The sequence below is a fragment of the Jatrophihabitans sp. genome (assembly GCF_046262535.1).
Taxonomy (GTDB): domain Bacteria; phylum Actinomycetota; class Actinomycetes; order Mycobacteriales; family Jatrophihabitantaceae; genus Jatrophihabitans.
The window spans coordinates 46,535-61,405 of record NZ_JBHEMO010000090.1 but is presented as its reverse complement, the minus strand read 5'-3'; the positions used below and the strand labels follow the sequence as shown (position 1 = coordinate 61,405).

Here is a 14,871-nt window from a genome sequence, read left to right as displayed (position 1 = left end):
CCCGCGACGGTATCCAATACCGGCGCGACCGCCAGTCAGTCGCCCCCGGAACCGCTCTGCACCGGCAGGTCCGCGGTGCTGCCCCAGACCGCCTTGGCGCCGGAGTCACCGATCCGGACCAGTTGGACGACACCGCCGGTGGAGACGCCGATGGCCAGGACGGCGACGACGGCGGTGACCCACACCGGGAGCGGTCGGGCCGTTGCGGCCGCAGCCGGCCGGGTCAGGGTGGCCATCGCCGAACCGCCCCTGTCGGCCGGCGCCGGAGGCGGGGGTTCCACGGGTTCGCCCCGGTCGATGGGCGTCGGCCGCCAGGACAGGTCGTAGCGCCGGTCGAGCAGCCAGACCGCCGCGGCGAGCGCGAAGATCCCGACGGCCCAGGGCAACAGATCGTGCCCGAGGTGGGCGTGCTTCTCGATCGCCGCGGTGTCGGGAAGCCGCTTCTGGAGCCACTCGCCGGAGTTCGTGGTCACCGGCACAAGAGCGAGCACGGCGAAGGCCAGCGCGGGGGTCAGCCAGGTCAGCTTGCGACGGGCGGCCGGCCACACCGCACTGGCGACGAGCATCCCCGCGGCAAGGGGGAAGAGGATCACCACCGCATGGATGAGCAGCACGTGTGCGGGCAGGCCGTGGATCTTGTTCAGCACAGGTGCGCTCCGTCTCGTCTGGGGACCTGCTTGAAACTACGGACGGGCGCTCCATCGCGTTCAGTGGCCTCAGCCTGCGGCTAAGGTGGCGGCGTGCCCGTTCCCCTTCCTGCCGGTGTGGCCGGGCGCGCGAACCGAGCGGTCGACTCGCTGCACGCGATGCTGTACTTCGCCCCGGAGTCCGACGAGGAGCTCACCGCGGTGGGGCTTCGGCCGGGTCGGATGTGTTACTTCGCCAGCCGCTCGGCCCCGATGGGCGCCGTGTCGGCCGGCGTGACGACGGCAACGTTCTACAACTTCAATCCCGCCCTGGTCGCGCGGCACATCCCGCGCGCGTGGGGGCTGGCCTCGCTCGACGACATCTTGGCCGCCCGCGTGCGGGCCGCGGACCGGGCCCTTCGCCGACTGCTCGGCGACGACGTTGCGCTTTCGCCTGTCGTCGAGGAGGCCGCCGAGCTGGCCCGGGCCGCCACCGTCGACCTCAGCCCGCAAGGCCGCCCGCTCTACGCGGCGCATGCCGAGCTCCCCTGGCCGACCGAGCCACATCTGCTGCTCTGGCACGCCGTGACCCTGTTACGCGAATACCGGGGCGACGGTCACGTCGCCACCCTGTTGGGGTCGGGCCTGACCGGCCTCGACGCGCTCATCACTCACACCGCGACGGGCCGCGGATTCACCGTGCCGGCCGCGAAGGCGACGCGCGGCTGGTCGGACGACGAGTGGGACGCCGCCGCGGATCGCCTGCAGGCGGCCGGGATCCTGGACGGCGACGGGGGCCTCACTGCTGCGGGCCTGGAGCTACGGGAGTCTGTCGAGCGGGCGACCGACGAGCTCGGGGCGGCGCCGTGGATCACGATCGGGCCGGAGGCAACCGACCGCTTGATCGAGCTCGGCCGCGGGCTGTCGCGTCAGCTGCTCGCGTCCGGAGCGTTCTCGGCAGAGGTCTTCGCCCGCTCCGGCGGCTGACGTCTCAGTTCGCCAACCCGGCCCGCACGTGGTCGAAGATCAAATTCGTCTCGGTCAGCGCGACGTCGGGGTCGCCGCTGAGGTTGACGACCACGAAGTCGCGAAGGTTGTCGGTGCTGGACGCGGCGATGTGCACATGGAAGTCGTCGGCCCCGCCGAGGAAGAAGACGTTGAGCACCTCGGGCAGCGTTGCGATCTTGGCCATGAAGTCGGGGATGTGTCCGCGAGCATGGGACTGCAGGCGGACCGCGATCATGGCCTGGATGGGCCGGCCGAGTGCCGCCGGGTCGATGTCGGCGTGATAGCCGCGGATCACACCGCTCTCGCGCAGCGCCCGCACGCGCCCCAAACACGTGGACGGCGCGATGCCGACCCGTTGCGCCAGCGCGTTGTTCGGTATCCGGGCGTCGGCGGCGAGTTCGCGGAGCAACCGGCGGTCGACCTCGTCGGGAACCGGCCGAAGGATGTTCGGCCGGCGGACCGGATCTGCGGCGATACTCGCTGATTTGCGCGGCATGGACATAGCTTACAGAATCTTGTTCAGGGATCTAGCCACTTATCGCCTGATCCTTCATTCTGGCCTCTGCTGCCATTACCGTGAAGGAGTCCGGAGATGAAGGTCGGCGTTCCCCGCGAGGTCAAGAACAACGAGTACCGGGTGGCCATCACTCCGGCGGGGGTGAACGAGCTGACCCGGCACGGCCACGAGGTCTTCATCGAGGACGCGGCCGGCGTGGGTTCGGCGATCACCAACGACGACTTCGTCGCCGCGGGCGCACAGATCCTGCCCAGCGCGGACGAGGTCTGGGGCAGCGCCGACCTCGTGCTGAAGGTGAAGGAGCCGGTCGCCGAGGAGTACCACCGGATGCGCAAGGACCAGGTGCTGTTCACTTACCTGCATCTTGCCGCCGACAAGGCGTGCACCGACGCGTTGCTCGCCGCCGGGACGACCGGCATCGCCTACGAGACCGTCCAGCTGCCCGACAATTCGCTGCCGCTGCTGGCCCCCATGTCCGAGGTCGCGGGTCGCCTCGCACCGCAAGTGGGCTCGTACCACTTGATGCGCCAAGGCGGCGGCCGCGGGACGCTGATGGGCGGCGTGCCCGGCGTCTACGCCGCGAAGGTCGTCGTGATCGGTGCCGGCGTGTCCGGGCAGAACGCCGCCGCCATCGCGCTCGGCATGCAGGCCGAGGTCCTGCTGCTCGACAAGAACGTCGCCCGGTTGCGGCAGATGGACGCGATCTATCAGGGTCACTGCCAGACGGTCGCGTCCAACGCCTATGAGGTCGAGCGGGCCGTCCTGGATGCCGACCTCGTCATCGGCGCGGTGCTCATCCCGGGCGCCAAGGCGCCGACGCTGATCAGCAACGAGCTCGTCTCGCGGATGAAGCCGGGTTCGGTACTCGTCGACATCTCCATCGACCAGGGCGGCTGCTTCGAGGACTCCCGTCCCACGACGCACGCCGACCCGACCTACAAGGTGCACGAGTCGGTCTTCTACTGCGTGGCCAACATGCCCGGCGCCGTCCCCCACACGTCCACGTATGCGTTGACGAACGTGACGCTGCCCTACGCCCTGGAACTCGCCGATCGGGGGTGGCGCGATGCGTTGCGCGCCGACCGACCGCTGGCGCTCGGGCTGAACACCCACGAGGGACAGCTGACGAACGGGCCGGTCGCCGAAGCGCACGGTTACACCGCGGTGGCCCTGGACGACGTGCTCGCCTGACCGGTGGGGGACTACCGCACGGTGTCGCTGTGGTTCGACCAGCTCGCCGAGCCGCTGCGGCCGCGGCCGGCGCTGGCCGGCGACCTCGACGTCGACGTGGCCGTCGTCGGGGCCGGGTTCACCGGGCTGTGGACGGCGTACTACCTGCAGGCGGCCGAACCGTCGATCCGGATCGCGGTGCTCGAGAAGGAGGTCGCCGGCTTCGGCGCGTCCGGCCGCAACGGCGGCTGGTGCTCGGCGCTCTTCCCGGTCGGCGCGAGCACCCTCGCGCGCGAGGCCGGCCGTGCCGCCGCCACCGCTCAGTACGCCGCCATGCGCGATTCGGTGGCCGAGGTCGTGAGGGTCACTGAGACGGAGGAGATCGACGCCGACGTCGTGATGGGCGGCACCGTCGTCCTGGCCCGCTCGGTGCCCCAACTGCAGCGCGCCCGGGAAGAGGTGGCGGAGTCGACCGAGTTCGGACTCGGCGTGACCTTGCTCGACGAGGCCGCGGCCCGGGCGCGGCTCGACGCGACGGGCGTGCTCGGCGCCAGTTACACGCCGCACTGCGCCGCACTCCAGCCGGCGAAGCTCGTCCGCGTACTGGCCGACGTCGTGGCCCAGCGGGGTGCGCTGATCGCCGAGAACACGACGGTGGCCAGGCTCGACCCGCACGCCGTTGCCACCGATCGCGGGACGGTCCGGGCCGACTACGTCATTCGGGCGACCGAGGGGTACACGGCCCAGCTGCCGGGATCGAAGCGGGTGCTGGCCCCGGTGTACTCGCTGATCATCGCGACCGAGCCGCTGGACGATGCGGTCTGGGACGAGATCGGATTGAGTGAGCGGGAAACGTTCAGCGACCACCGGCACCTCATCATCTACGGCCAGCGCAGTGCGGACGGCCGACTCGTCTTCGGCGGGCGCGGCGCGCCGTATCACTACGCCTCGCGGATCTCCGCCGGTTACGACCGGGTTCCCGCGGTGTTCGCCGCCCTGCAGGCATCCTTGGTCGACCTGTTCCCGGTGCTGCGCGACGTGGCGATCACGCACCGCTGGGGCGGTCCGCTGGGTATCGCGCGCGACTGGCACGCCTCGGTCGGCCTGGAACGCACGACCGGCCTGGGGTGGGCGGGCGGCTACGTCGGGGACGGCGTCGCGACGGCCAACCTGGCCGGGCGGACGCTCACCGACCTGATCCTCGGCCGCGACAGCGAGCTGACGCGCCTGCCCTGGGTCGGGCACCGCAGCCGCCGGTGGGAGCCGGAACCGCTGCGCTGGCTCGGCGCCAATGCCGGACTGCGGGCCATGACCTGGGCCGACGCCGCCGAACAGCGCCGCGGGCGCCCGTCCCGCTTGGCGTCGGTGGTGACGGCGATGATGGGTACGTGACCATCGAACGAACGGCGATCACCCGGCTGCGCAAGAAGGCACGCCCGGAACGGGCCGAGCTCGACGCGTTGCTGGACTCGACGCGGGTCGGCCACTTCGGGCTGAACGACCCGTTGGGCCGGCCCATGGTCATCCCGACCGCGGTCGTGCGCGACGGCGACCGGGTCCTGGCCCACGGGTCGACCGGCTCGCCGTGGATGCGCGCCCTGGCCGGCGGCGCGCCGGCGTGCCTCGCGGTCACCGCGCTCGACGGTCTGGTCGTCGCCCGCTCGGCGTTCGAGTCATCGCTGCACTACCGCAGTGCGGTGATCTTCGGCGAGTGTGGGGTGGTCGGGGCCGACGAGCGCGAATCGGCGCTCGACCTGATCACCGAGGCGCTGCTGCCGGGACGATCGGGCGAACTGCGCCGGCCGACGCCGCGCGAACTCGACGCGACACAGGTGCTCGCCCTGCCGATCGTCGAGTGGTCGCTGAAGGTGTCCGACGGCTGGCCCGACGACCCGCCCGAGGACGTCGCGGGCGACGCGTGGGCCGGCGTCGTGCCGATGGTCACGAGCTACACCACGCCGGTCCCGGCGCCCGATCTCCGAAGCGCGATCGCGTTGCCGGCCTCCGTGCGTCAGCTCGGTCAGGCTGGGCCGGTCGGGCGGTAGCGCAGCCCGTCGAGCGCCATCGACAGCACCCGGCGGATGTCCTCGGGCTCGGCGTTACGGATCATCGTGACCCCGCTGACCATGCGGAGCACGTCGATGAACTCGACCTCGGGACGGACGACGCCGTCGCGCTTGGCCCGGTCGAGCAAGGGCCGGCCGGCGGCGAAGATCGCATCGTGGCAGGTCCGGAAGACCGGCGCGTCCTGGCCGATGGTCGCCATCAGTTCCTCGAGCAGCGCCTTCTTGGTGGCGACGTAGTCGACGAACCGGTCGAACCAGTGCACCAGGGCGTCCCACGACGACCCGCCGGTGAAGTCCTCGGCCGAGCGGCACAGCGCCTCGACCTCTTCGACGTAGACCGCCTCGATGAGGTCCTGGCGGCTGGGGAAATGCCGGTACAGAGTGCCGACACCGACGCCGGCCCGGCGGGCGATCTCTTCCAGCGACGCCTCGGAACCGCGCTCGGTGAACAGCGTGCGGGCGGCAGCGATCAGGGCGGCCCGGTTGCGCTGGGCGTCGGCGCGTAAGGGCCGCGCAACCGCACCGTCTGCTGGTTCGACGGTGCCGTCGCGCGACGCGTACGGAGTGCTCGCCGACCGCACCACTCGGCCCTCCGAAGGATTTCCTGATAATCAGATTGCTAACCGGAGGCCACCTCCGTATAGTTCGGAATTACCGGAGGGCCCTTCCGCTTAGATCGATGCTACTACCCGAACCGAGGAATTGCTCGTGACGATCCAGTCTGCTACCCGCCCATCGGACCCACGCTCCGCAGCGTCGGCCGAGCTGGCCGAGGCCCCGCGGCGCCGGCTCCGGCTGCGGCACGGGCACCCCGGGCTCGTCCTCTCCCTCATTCTCACCAGCCAGCTCATGGTGGTGCTCGACGCGACGATCGTGAACATCGCGCTGCACGACATCAAGAACTCGCTCGGCTTCTCCTCCGCCGGTCTGTCGTGGGTGGTCAACGCGTACACGCTCACCTTCGGCGGCCTGCTCCTGCTCGGCGCCCGCGCCGGTGACATCCTCGGCCGGCGCCGGGTCTTCCTGGCCGGGATCGCCCTGTTCACACTGGCCTCGCTCGTCGGCGGCTTCGCCACCAACCCCGGCGAACTGCTCGTCGCGCGTGCTGTGCAGGGCGTCGGCGGAGCGCTGGCGTCGCCGTCGGCCCTCGCCCTGTTGATGACCATGTTCCCCGAGGCGCGCGAGCGCACGCGGGCGATCGGGCTTTACACGGCAGTCTCCATCGGCGGCAGCGCGGTCGGGCTCATCGCCGGCGGGATGTTGTCGCAATGGGCGTCGTGGCGCTGGGTGCTGTTCGTCAACGTCCCGATCGGCCTGGTCCTGCTGGTTCTGGCTCGGCCCACGCTGCCGGAGACCGCCCGTCAGCCCGGTCGGTTCGACCTGGCCGGCGCGGTGACGTCGACGCTCGGCATGACGGCGCTCGTCTACGGCTTCGTGAATGCGGCATCCGACGGCTGGTCCAACGCCCGCACGATCGAATCGTTCGCCGTGGGGCTGGTGCTGATCGCCGGTTTCGTCCGGATCGAACTGACCGCTGAAGCGCCGATCACCCCCCTGCGCTTGTTCGCGAGCCGGAACCGGAGCAGCTCCTACGTCGCCCGGCTGCTGCTCGTCGCCGGAATGATGGGCATGTTCTTCTTCCTCACCCAGTTCCTGCGCGGCGTGCTCGGCTACAGCGACCTGAAGACCGGCTTCGCCTTCATCCCCCTGACGGCGATCGTGTTCACCGCCTCCCAGCTGAGCGCGCGCTACCTGGTGGAGAAGGTCGGCGCCCACCGGCTGATGATCATCGGCATCTCGTTCTCGACGCTCGGCATGCTCTGGCTCACCCAGCTCGGCGAGAACAGCGGCTACCTGTCGCTCGTCGGTCCGCTGCTCGTGTTCGGCATGGGCAACGGGCTGGCCTTCGTCCCGCTGACGACGGCAGCGCTCGACGGGGTCGACCCGAAGGACGCCGGCGCCGCGTCGGGGCTGGTCAACGTCATGCAGCAGGTCGGCGGATCGCTCGGTCTGGCTGTGCTGGTCACCGTCTTCGGCAGTGCCAGCAAGTCGGCGACGGCGCATCTTCCGGCCGGCATCTCCAGTGGAGAGGCGGCCCGGCGGGTGTTCGTGACCGCCGCGGACAAGTCGTTCTGGACGGCGACGATCTTCCTGGTCGGCACGCTGCTGCTCGTCAGCTTCGCGATCCGCTCGGAGCGCAAGCCGACCGCATCGGCCCCCGACGGCGAACCGGTCCCGGCCTTCGCCGACTGAGACCAGAGCCGGAGGAGCCCGGTACTGCGTTCGGGCGACGCGGTACCGGGCTCGCTGCGCTACGGCAGGTCCGCAACCACGGATCTGATCCAGCTTGCGATGTTGTCCACCCGTGCCGTCGTTTCCGGGGTCGTGTGCGGGCAGTCCGGCCCGTCGCTCTCGACCGACACGAGCAGCGGCGCTCCCGCGACCGGCGTCGTGAAGTACGGAGCCCCGGAGTCGTACAGGCAGGCACTCGTCTCGGTCGACGGCGCGTAGCCGACGACGTAGACGTAGCTGTTTTTCACGCTGGTGATCTTCAGCCGACCCACGCGCAGAACGGTCGACGGCGACGGGTTCACCGACGACGTCGCTCCCCAGCCGGCCAACGTCACGATGGATCCGGTGGCCGGTTTGGTCCGGTTGAGGCCGAGCGGCGTGACGTCCGTGACCGAGGCCGACAGCCGCGCGATCGCGACGTCGGTCGAGCGGGACTGCTGCACGCTCAGGACACTGCGGCTCTCCCCCGACGACACCGCCAGGTCGTTGGTGTTCAACGTGGCCATCGTCGAATACGGGACCGGACCGCTCACCGGGTTGCGATTCACATCGTGGAAGCAGTGCCCCGCCGTGATGATCGTGGTCGGCGAGATCAACGCCGCCGAGCACGCGCTGTCGTAGAACGTGCCGTCGCTGCGTGGGATGTGGGTCATGGTCAGGCGAACTGCGAACGGGGCCTGGCCGGCCGTCGCCGGCGTTGCGCCGGCCACGGCGGCGGCCGGGGACGCGCCGAGGAGGACAGCGGCGACCCCGATCAGTCCCGCTGCCGTCAGGACGGCTCCGCACGGACGCAGACTCATACCGCCCGGTCTCGCATCTGTCACAGGGACAAGACGATGACGACGGCCAGGGCCGCCGCCGCGACCAGCACGAAGCCCAGTGCGCCGACCACCGGCGCGCCCGGCAATGGCTCGCGCCGGCGCATCGCTCGGTCGATCGCGAGCCAGCGTGGACGGGCGGTGGCCAGCACGATCGCCCCGAGCACGATCAGCCCGATTCCCATCACCCGGCGCAGCACGTCGGCCCCGGCGTGCGGCAGCGCGCCGACGACCGCCACGCCGGCGACGAGCAGGGCCAGCCCCGTCCGGACGTAGGCCAGATAGGTCCGCTCGGCGGCCATGCTGGCGCGGTAGTCCGGTTCGCCCTCGGCCGCGTCGTCGGAGTCGGTCACCCGGTCATTCTCCGCGCTGCCCAAAAGCAGCGCGCCAGGCCCCGGGCGGCGACCCGACCACGCGCTTGAACGCCCGGCTGAAAGCCTCCTCGGCGTAGTAGCCGACGCGGTGCGCGGCGGCGACCACTCCGAGATCGGTGGTGGCGAGCAGATCCTGGGCGAGGTGCATGCGCCACTCCGTGAGGTAGCGGATCGGCGAGCGCCCGAGCACCTTGCGGAACTGGCTGTCGAGCAGCGAGCGCGAGACCGCCGCGGCCGCGGCCAGCTCGGTGACGGTCCAGCGGCGTTTCGGGGCGCCGTGAATGGCGGCGAGGGCCGGCGCCAGGATCGGGTCGGTGAGGGCAGCCGCCCAGCCGTGTTCGGACGCCGGCGCGCCGGCGAGATGCAGGCTCAGGACCTCGACCAACAGCAGTTCGGGCAGCCGGGTCGCACCTGCTGGCGGGGTCGCCGGGGACGCGGACGTCTGTTGCAGCGCGAAGGCGATGTTGGCGCTCACCCACTCGGCGGCGGCGCCGGTCGGACCACGAACACCGGCGGGAACACGCGCAGCTCTGGGTTGAAGAGCGGATCGGTGATGTGCAGGTACCCGGCACACCACGTCGGTGCGCGGGCCGCCCGTTCCGTGCCGCAGCACGGCCATCGTCGTCCAGGGCGGCGGTTGCAGGGACGTCTCGATCGGCACCGTGTCGGTCTCCGTCTCGCCGCCGATCTGGTGCTGATCGCCGTAGGGCAGCACGATGACGTCGCCGGTTGCGGCCCAGTGCTTGGGGCCGTCACCGACCTGTACCCAGCAGGTGCCCGAACTGACGACGTGGAACAGGATGACGCGATCGGTCCCGGGCCGCAGGTACGCCGCGGTGGCGCCGGTGAGCGACTCGTAGGCCCACGGGTCGCGGTACTCGGCCCGCAGGAAGACCGCACCCTGCAACCGCAGCCGCGCGATCGCGGCTTCCATCTGGAGTGACGGAGGACTGGTCACCGGGTCAAGTACGCCGGTTTCGCGGTCATGGTCGGGCCGCGCGGCGGGCATGAGACTGGATCCTCACAGCGGCCGCACGGCCGAGAAAAGGAGAAGGAAATGGGTTTGTACATAGATGTCCACACGATGGACGGAGCGATCGGCCTCGCCGATGCCGCGCAGGCGCATCAGGCCGATCTGAACACCCAGGGGAAGTACGGCGTGGACTACCGGCGCCACTGGGTGGACGAGCAGAACGGCAAGATCTTCTGCCTCGTCGAGGCGCCGTCGGCCGAAGCAGCCGCGCAGGTGCACCACGAAGCGCATGGCCTCGTCGCCGGCGAGATCTACCCGGTGTCGGAAGGGCAGTGACCGCTGTCGAGGCGCCGGCTCCCGAGCCGGCGCCTCGGAAGTGGCCGCGGACACTGCGGCCGCGTCGATCCGAGCTGTATCACGTTCTAGTTCCGACACTCCTCCCCTGTGTCGTCGCCGCTCCGGCGGCCGCATCCGAGGAGATCGCCATGACCGCGCTGTCCAGCCAGTCGTTGTCCCGTTCCGCTCTCGCCCGCATGCCGTTCTTCTGGTGGCGCCAGCAGGCCGACTGGCCCGTGCGGCATCCGGCCGGCAAGACCGCGGGGCGCCGGCCCGCCGACGACTGCTACATCCCGTCCGGTACCGCCGACCTCTGGCGTTCGGCCAAGCCCCACGCTCCGCGCTGAGGGGGAATTGGTGCTCACCGACCCGACGTCAGCGGGAGCTGCCGCTGCAGCTCCTCGACGAGGGTGTCGAGGCTGTTGGTGATCCGGTCACTCGCCTCGATCAGCGTCGACACGGTTTCAAGACCGTCCGCCGCGTCCGGGTCGGCGCCGAGCCGAGTGGCCAGTTCGTCCTGCCGGCCGCGCAGCGACGCGACCGCGGCCGGCGGCTCACCGCGACTGAGTGCGTCGTGCGCCGCCTCGAGCACGCCCGCCGCGGCGGTGAGGAACTCGATCAGCGCATCGATGCCACCGGCACGGCGGATCGCCGGGCGCACCGCGTCCACGCTCAGCATGGCGTGGATGAACCGGTGCGTGTGCGCGAGGACAGCCCGGCCCAGCTCGACCTCGCCCTGACCGCGCACCGGTTCCGAGCCGGCCCGGTCGACCGAGGCCTGCGCGTTCGTCCGGGCCAGCCGGCACGCAGCCCGGGCCCGCTGGACGGTGCCGCGATCAGCATCCGGATCGACGACGACGCGCGCGTAGTCGCTGTAGGCGTCGAGCAGTTCCGCGAGCCGGACCGCCACGAAGCGTCGTTCCCAAGCCGGCCAGACCAGCGCCGCCAGCACCGCCAGTCCGCCGCCGGCCAAGGTCGCCAAGGCCCGGCTCACAACTGTGGTGTGCGCCGGCACCCCGTTGATCTCCAGCAGCACGACCACCAGGCCGGACAGACAGGCCGCAGTGAGCGCGATGTTGCCCGGGCCGGCGAACCTCATGCCGAAGGCGAACAGGGCGATGAGGGCGATCTGCCACCAGTCCCGGCCGGGAATCCAGTGCACGAGGCCGGTGGCGAGCAGCAGGCCGACCGCGGTGCCCACGACGCGCATCACCGATCGCTGCAGGGTCGTCGCGAAGTCGGGTCGCAGGACGACGAGCAGCGTGAGGGAGACCCAATAGCCCCGATCGACGCGGGACAACCGCAGCACCAGGTCGGACGCGGCCACGACCACCGACAGCCTGATCGCGTGGCGCAGGACGGCGGACTCGAGCGAGAAGTTGGCCCGCAGGATGGCGATCGGGTCGCGCAACAGCTGGACCCCGAGGCGGTCGGTGTCCTCACCCCGGCGGCCCTCGCTGGCGCCGGTGCGCGAACTCTCCACCACCGCGCGCAATTGGCCGCCGAGCGCCCGCAGCCTGGCCGCGGCCGCCCGGCGGGTCAGCTCGTTGCCCGCGTGATCGTCGCTGTCCAGGCGCTCGATCGTCTTTCCGAAATCGGCGCGGGCGGCGGCCAGCGCCGATTCCCGGATGGGCCGGGCCTCGGCGAGCGCGTCGCCGGCCTCGTTCAGCACGGAGGCGGCCGACGTCAGGGAACCGCGGACGAGCCCGGCCAGGATCGGCATGCCCTCGTCGGCCAGCCGCTCGGCCACGGCGACGAGCACGACGATCTCGCGCCTGATCCGCTCGGCCTCGTCCAGCAGCACACGATATGCCTCGACGCTCGGGCCGTGGTCGTGGCCCAGCCCGTAGAGGGTCTGCCGGACCGTCGTCAGCGTGATACCGGCCGGCGGGCCGGCGACGCTGCCCTGCTGCGCACGGGCGGCGGCAGCGAGCTCGCGGTAGAGCGTGGCCAGCGCCCTGCGTTCGGGCTGATGGCGCCGCAGCGGCCAGCCGGCGATCGCCAGCAGCGTCTGCCCGACGCCGCCCAGAAGCACGAGCAGGCTGACGTGCGGAGCAGCCGACCCGGGCGACGAGAGGTGGCCGAGAATGAGGGCGGCCGCGACACCCGCGATGCCCACCTGCGTGGCACTCGGTCCGCCGGCGAGCAACAGCCCCGCCGCGAAGGACAGGACGAGCAGGAGCAGGACCGAGGCCGCATCGCTGCGGGAGGCGGCGATGGCCAGGCCGCTGGTGATCGCCGCCGCGAGCGCGGTGCCCAGCATCCGCAGGATCCGCAATCGGTAGGGCCCGGGCCGGTCGGCCAATGCAGTCTGCAGGGCCCCGATCGTGGATGCCAGACCGAAGGCGGCCGAGCCGGACACCGTGCCGATCACCAGCGGAGCGACGACGCCGACCGCGTTGCGGAACGAGACGACCGGATCCGACTGCGTCCGGTCCAACCGAGCCGCATCCCGAAGCAAGCCGGCGACAGCTGACCGCGGGGATGGCGAGGCAGTGTCGATCAGGGTGCGGCCGCCAGCTGGCCACAAGCGCCGTCGATGTCCTGGCCTCGCGTGTCGCGCACGGTCACCGGGACCCCGTGCATGTCGAGGCGTCGGACGAACTCACGCTCGACCGCCTTCGGCGAGGCGTCCCACTGCGAACCCGGCGTCGGGTTGAGCGGGATGAGGTTGACGTGCGCGAGCCGCGGCGCGAGCAGGTCACCGAGCAGGTCGGCCCGCCAGGCGTGATCGTTGACGTCGCGGATCATCGCGTACTCGATGGAGTAGCGACGGCCGGTGCGCGCGGCGTAGGCGTCGGCGGCGGCCAGCACCTCGCCCACCTTCCATCGGGTATTGACCGGCACCAACGTGTCGCGCAGTTCGTCGTCCGGGGCGTGCAGGGACACGGCCAGCGTGACGTCCAGGTTCTCGTCGGCGAGCCGGTTGATCGCCGGCACGAGCCCGACGGTGGAGACGGTGATCGAGCGGCGGGACAGCCCGAAGCCGGCCGGCGCCGGCGTGATCAACCGGCGCAGCGTCGCCGCCACCCGGTTGTAGTTGGCCAGCGGTTCGCCCATGCCCATGAACACGACGTTCGACAGCCGGCCCGGTCCCCCGCCCAGTTGGCCGCCGGCCGCGACCCGCGCGGCCGCGCGCACCTGGTCGACGATCTCGGCGGTGGCCAGGTTGCGGGTCAGCCCGCCCTGGCCTGTCGCGCAGAACGGGCAGGCCATGCCGCAGCCGGCCTGGCTGGAGATGCAGACGGTGATGCGTTCCCGGCTGCCGTGGCGGGCCGGATAGCGCATGAGGACGCTCTCGACGAGGGCGCCGTCGTGCAGCCGCCACAGCGTCTTGCGAGTCGTCCCCGCGTCGGTCTCGAGCGAGCGAACCTCGGTGAGCAGCGTCGGGAGCAGGGCGGCACCGAGTTGCGCGCGGACGCCGGCCGGCAGGTCGGTCATCGCGGCGGGGTCGTTCTCGTGGCGGCCGTAGTAGTGGCAGGCCAGCTGGTCGGCCCGGAACGCCGGTAGCCCCAGCTCGGTGACCGCCGACCGGAGGGCCGCTGGGTCGAGGTCGGCGAGGTGGGTCGGCGGCAGCCCGCGGCGGGGCGCGTCGAAAACGAGGGGAAGCGCAGTCATGACACCGTCGATTGTCCCAGATTCATCGATTGGTCAGCGCGGGTCGCGTCACACGGGGGCGAACGCCGACAGCAACAGGTACGCGACGGCGGCGCAGGGCAGCAGCGAGTCGAGCCGGTCCATGATCCCGCCGTGCCCGGGCAGCAGGCTGCCCATGTCCTTGATCTCGAGGTCGCGCTTGATCATCGACTCGCCCAGGTCGCCGAGGGTGGCGGTGACGACGATGGCCAGCCCGAACAGCAATCCCTTCCACCATGCCTCGTGGAACGTGAGCGTCATGAACAGGATCCCGGCGGCCGCGCAGGCCAGCGCGGAGCCGGCGAAACCCTCCCAGGTCTTGGCCTTCGAGACGATCGGCGCGAGCGGGTGGCGGCCGAAGAAGACGCCCGCCGCCAGGCCACCGGTGTCGCTGCAGACGACGGTGGCGACGAAGGCGAGCACCCGGGCCGCTCCGTCGCCGGGATGGGCGAGCAGGATTGCGAATCCGGCCAGGGCCGGGACGTAGAGCAGGATGAACGCCGACGCCGTGACATCACGCGTGTATCCCAGTGCGCCGTCGGCGATGCGCCAGACCACGACGCCGGTTAGCGTGATCAGCACACCGACGACCAGGCCGCTGGGTCCGCGCTGCCAGGCGGCGACGAGTGACGCGGCGCTACCGACGAGCAGCGGGGTGAGCGCCGGTCTGATCCCGGCCGATCCGAGTGCCCGGGCCAGCTCGTAGATGCCGTAGAGGACGGCGGCGCCGACGATGACCGCGAAGCTGGGCCGGTAGGCGAACAGGCTGGCCGCGATGACCGCGCCGAGACCGACGCCTACGCCGATGGCCACCGGCAGGTTGCGTCCGGATCGCGATCGAGGCGGTTCAGCGGTGCCCGCGTCGGACGGCGCCGATCCCCCGGCCGCGGCGCGATCGGTCGGCGCGGTCTCGGCAGCGACACGGGCCGGCGGTCTGGGCCGCGGCGGCGGCGCGGCGACACCCCCGGTTCGGCCCAGTCCGGCGACGCGCCGAGCCCGGGAGACCGCCGACGGGGCGGCCGGCTCGGGTCGCTGCTCGTCGTCGGACGCCACGC

General features: G+C 71.4%; 16 protein-coding genes. 7 read left to right on the top strand and 9 right to left on the bottom strand.

Annotated features, from left to right (window positions below):
- Positions 1 to 35: 35 nt before the first annotated feature.
- Positions 36 to 647 (bottom strand): hypothetical protein, encoded by a 612-nt coding sequence (locus ABR571_RS13345; protein WP_409453694.1) that lies wholly within the window; start codon positions 645 to 647, stop codon positions 36 to 38.
- A 93-nt stretch (positions 648 to 740) separates the two neighbouring features.
- Between ABR571_RS13345 and ABR571_RS13340 the strand changes: the two genes are divergently transcribed.
- Positions 741 to 1,613 (top strand): SCO6745 family protein, encoded by an 873-nt coding sequence (locus ABR571_RS13340; RefSeq protein ID WP_409453693.1) that lies wholly within the window; start codon positions 741 to 743, stop codon positions 1,611 to 1,613.
- Between the two features lie 4 nt (positions 1,614 to 1,617).
- On the opposite strand, the gene ABR571_RS13335 is transcribed toward ABR571_RS13340, so the two are convergent.
- Entirely contained in the window at positions 1,618 to 2,130 is a 513-nt protein-coding gene (locus ABR571_RS13335) for an Lrp/AsnC family transcriptional regulator (protein WP_409453692.1), read from the bottom strand.
- A 96-nt stretch (positions 2,131 to 2,226) separates the two neighbouring features.
- Between ABR571_RS13335 and ald the strand changes: the two genes are divergently transcribed.
- Genes ald through ABR571_RS13320 form a run of 3 tightly spaced genes read left to right on the top strand, consistent with a single transcriptional unit; the run spans position 2,227 to position 5,366 of the window.
- Positions 2,227 to 3,342, top strand: a complete 1,116-nt coding sequence (gene ald, locus ABR571_RS13330; protein WP_409453691.1) for an alanine dehydrogenase — start codon at positions 2,227 to 2,229, stop codon at positions 3,340 to 3,342.
- Between the two features lie 3 nt (positions 3,343 to 3,345).
- Positions 3,346 to 4,713 carry an NAD(P)/FAD-dependent oxidoreductase gene (locus ABR571_RS13325; protein ID WP_409453690.1) on the top strand — a complete coding sequence of 456 codons (1,368 nt, stop codon included), beginning with the start codon at positions 3,346 to 3,348 and terminating at the stop codon, positions 4,711 to 4,713.
- On the top strand, positions 4,710 to 5,366 hold the full coding sequence (locus ABR571_RS13320) for a pyridoxamine 5'-phosphate oxidase family protein (RefSeq protein ID WP_409453689.1): 657 nt from the start codon (positions 4,710 to 4,712) through the stop codon (positions 5,364 to 5,366). Before ABR571_RS13325 ends, ABR571_RS13320 begins: the two co-directional genes overlap by 4 nt.
- On the opposite strand, the gene ABR571_RS13315 is transcribed toward ABR571_RS13320, so the two are convergent.
- Positions 5,342 to 5,971, bottom strand: a complete 630-nt coding sequence (locus ABR571_RS13315) for a TetR/AcrR family transcriptional regulator (protein WP_409453688.1) — start codon at positions 5,969 to 5,971, stop codon at positions 5,342 to 5,344. The two genes, ABR571_RS13320 and ABR571_RS13315, sit on opposite strands and share 25 nt — an antisense overlap.
- Positions 5,972 to 6,095: 124 nt before the next feature.
- Between ABR571_RS13315 and ABR571_RS13310 the strand changes: the two genes are divergently transcribed.
- Positions 6,096 to 7,640 carry an MFS transporter gene (locus tag ABR571_RS13310; RefSeq protein ID WP_409453687.1) on the top strand — a complete coding sequence of 515 codons (1,545 nt, stop codon included), beginning with the start codon at positions 6,096 to 6,098 and terminating at the stop codon, positions 7,638 to 7,640.
- Between the two features lie 59 nt (positions 7,641 to 7,699).
- On the opposite strand, the gene ABR571_RS13305 is transcribed toward ABR571_RS13310, so the two are convergent.
- The 3 genes from ABR571_RS13305 to ABR571_RS13295 are packed head-to-tail and all read right to left on the bottom strand — an operon-like array spanning position 7,700 to position 9,880.
- Positions 7,700 to 8,479, bottom strand: coding sequence for a trypsin-like serine protease (locus ABR571_RS13305; RefSeq protein WP_409453686.1), 780 nt, complete (start codon positions 8,477 to 8,479; stop codon positions 7,700 to 7,702).
- Positions 8,480 to 8,499: 20 nt separating this feature from the next.
- Positions 8,500 to 8,850 (bottom strand): YidH family protein, encoded by a 351-nt coding sequence (locus tag ABR571_RS13300; RefSeq protein ID WP_409453685.1) that lies wholly within the window; start codon positions 8,848 to 8,850, stop codon positions 8,500 to 8,502.
- Between the two features lie 4 nt (positions 8,851 to 8,854).
- Positions 8,855 to 9,880, bottom strand: a complete 1,026-nt coding sequence (locus tag ABR571_RS13295) for an AraC family transcriptional regulator (RefSeq protein ID WP_409453684.1) — start codon at positions 9,878 to 9,880, stop codon at positions 8,855 to 8,857.
- Between the two features lie 48 nt (positions 9,881 to 9,928).
- Between ABR571_RS13295 and ABR571_RS13290 the strand changes: the two genes are divergently transcribed.
- A complete protein-coding gene (locus ABR571_RS13290; protein WP_409453683.1) occupies positions 9,929 to 10,180 on the top strand; it encodes a nickel-binding protein in 252 nt (83 codons plus the stop codon).
- 149 nt (positions 10,181 to 10,329) lie between these two features.
- On the top strand, positions 10,330 to 10,527 hold the full coding sequence (locus tag ABR571_RS13285) for a hypothetical protein (RefSeq protein ID WP_409453682.1): 198 nt from the start codon (positions 10,330 to 10,332) through the stop codon (positions 10,525 to 10,527).
- A gap of 14 nt (positions 10,528 to 10,541) precedes the next feature.
- On the opposite strand, the gene ABR571_RS13280 is transcribed toward ABR571_RS13285, so the two are convergent.
- From ABR571_RS13280 to ABR571_RS13270, 3 genes are all read right to left on the bottom strand, one after another.
- Complete coding sequence (locus ABR571_RS13280) at positions 10,542 to 12,620, bottom strand: FUSC family protein (RefSeq protein ID WP_409453681.1); 2,079 nt, start codon at positions 12,618 to 12,620, stop codon at positions 10,542 to 10,544.
- Between the two features lie 62 nt (positions 12,621 to 12,682).
- A complete protein-coding gene (gene rlmN, locus ABR571_RS13275; protein ID WP_409453680.1) occupies positions 12,683 to 13,798 on the bottom strand; it encodes a 23S rRNA (adenine(2503)-C(2))-methyltransferase RlmN in 1,116 nt (371 codons plus the stop codon).
- A gap of 48 nt (positions 13,799 to 13,846) precedes the next feature.
- Positions 13,847 to 14,869, bottom strand: a complete 1,023-nt coding sequence (locus tag ABR571_RS13270; protein ID WP_409453679.1) for a phosphatidate cytidylyltransferase — start codon at positions 14,867 to 14,869, stop codon at positions 13,847 to 13,849.
- Between the last annotated feature and the right edge of the window lie 2 nt (positions 14,870 to 14,871).

What these genes read in the sequence shown, in the direction of transcription:
- ABR571_RS13335 (WP_409453692.1), bottom strand. Translation starts at nt 2,130, where the DNA reads ATGCCGCGCAAATCAGCGAGTATCGCCGCAGATCCGGTCCGCCGGCCG.
- ald (WP_409453691.1), top strand. Translation starts at nt 2,227, where the DNA reads ATGAAGGTCGGCGTTCCCCGCGAGGTCAAGAACAACGAGTACCGGGTG.
- ABR571_RS13305 (WP_409453686.1), bottom strand. Translation starts at nt 8,479, where the DNA reads ATGAGTCTGCGTCCGTGCGGAGCCGTCCTGACGGCAGCGGGACTGATC.
- ABR571_RS13295 (WP_409453684.1), bottom strand. Translation starts at nt 9,880, where the DNA reads ATGCCCGCCGCGCGGCCCGACCATGACCGCGAAACCGGCGTACTTGAC.
- ABR571_RS13290 (WP_409453683.1), top strand. Translation starts at nt 9,929, where the DNA reads ATGGGTTTGTACATAGATGTCCACACGATGGACGGAGCGATCGGCCTC.
- ABR571_RS13285 (WP_409453682.1), top strand. Translation starts at nt 10,330, where the DNA reads ATGACCGCGCTGTCCAGCCAGTCGTTGTCCCGTTCCGCTCTCGCCCGC.
- rlmN (WP_409453680.1), bottom strand. Translation starts at nt 13,798, where the DNA reads ATGACTGCGCTTCCCCTCGTTTTCGACGCGCCCCGCCGCGGGCTGCCG.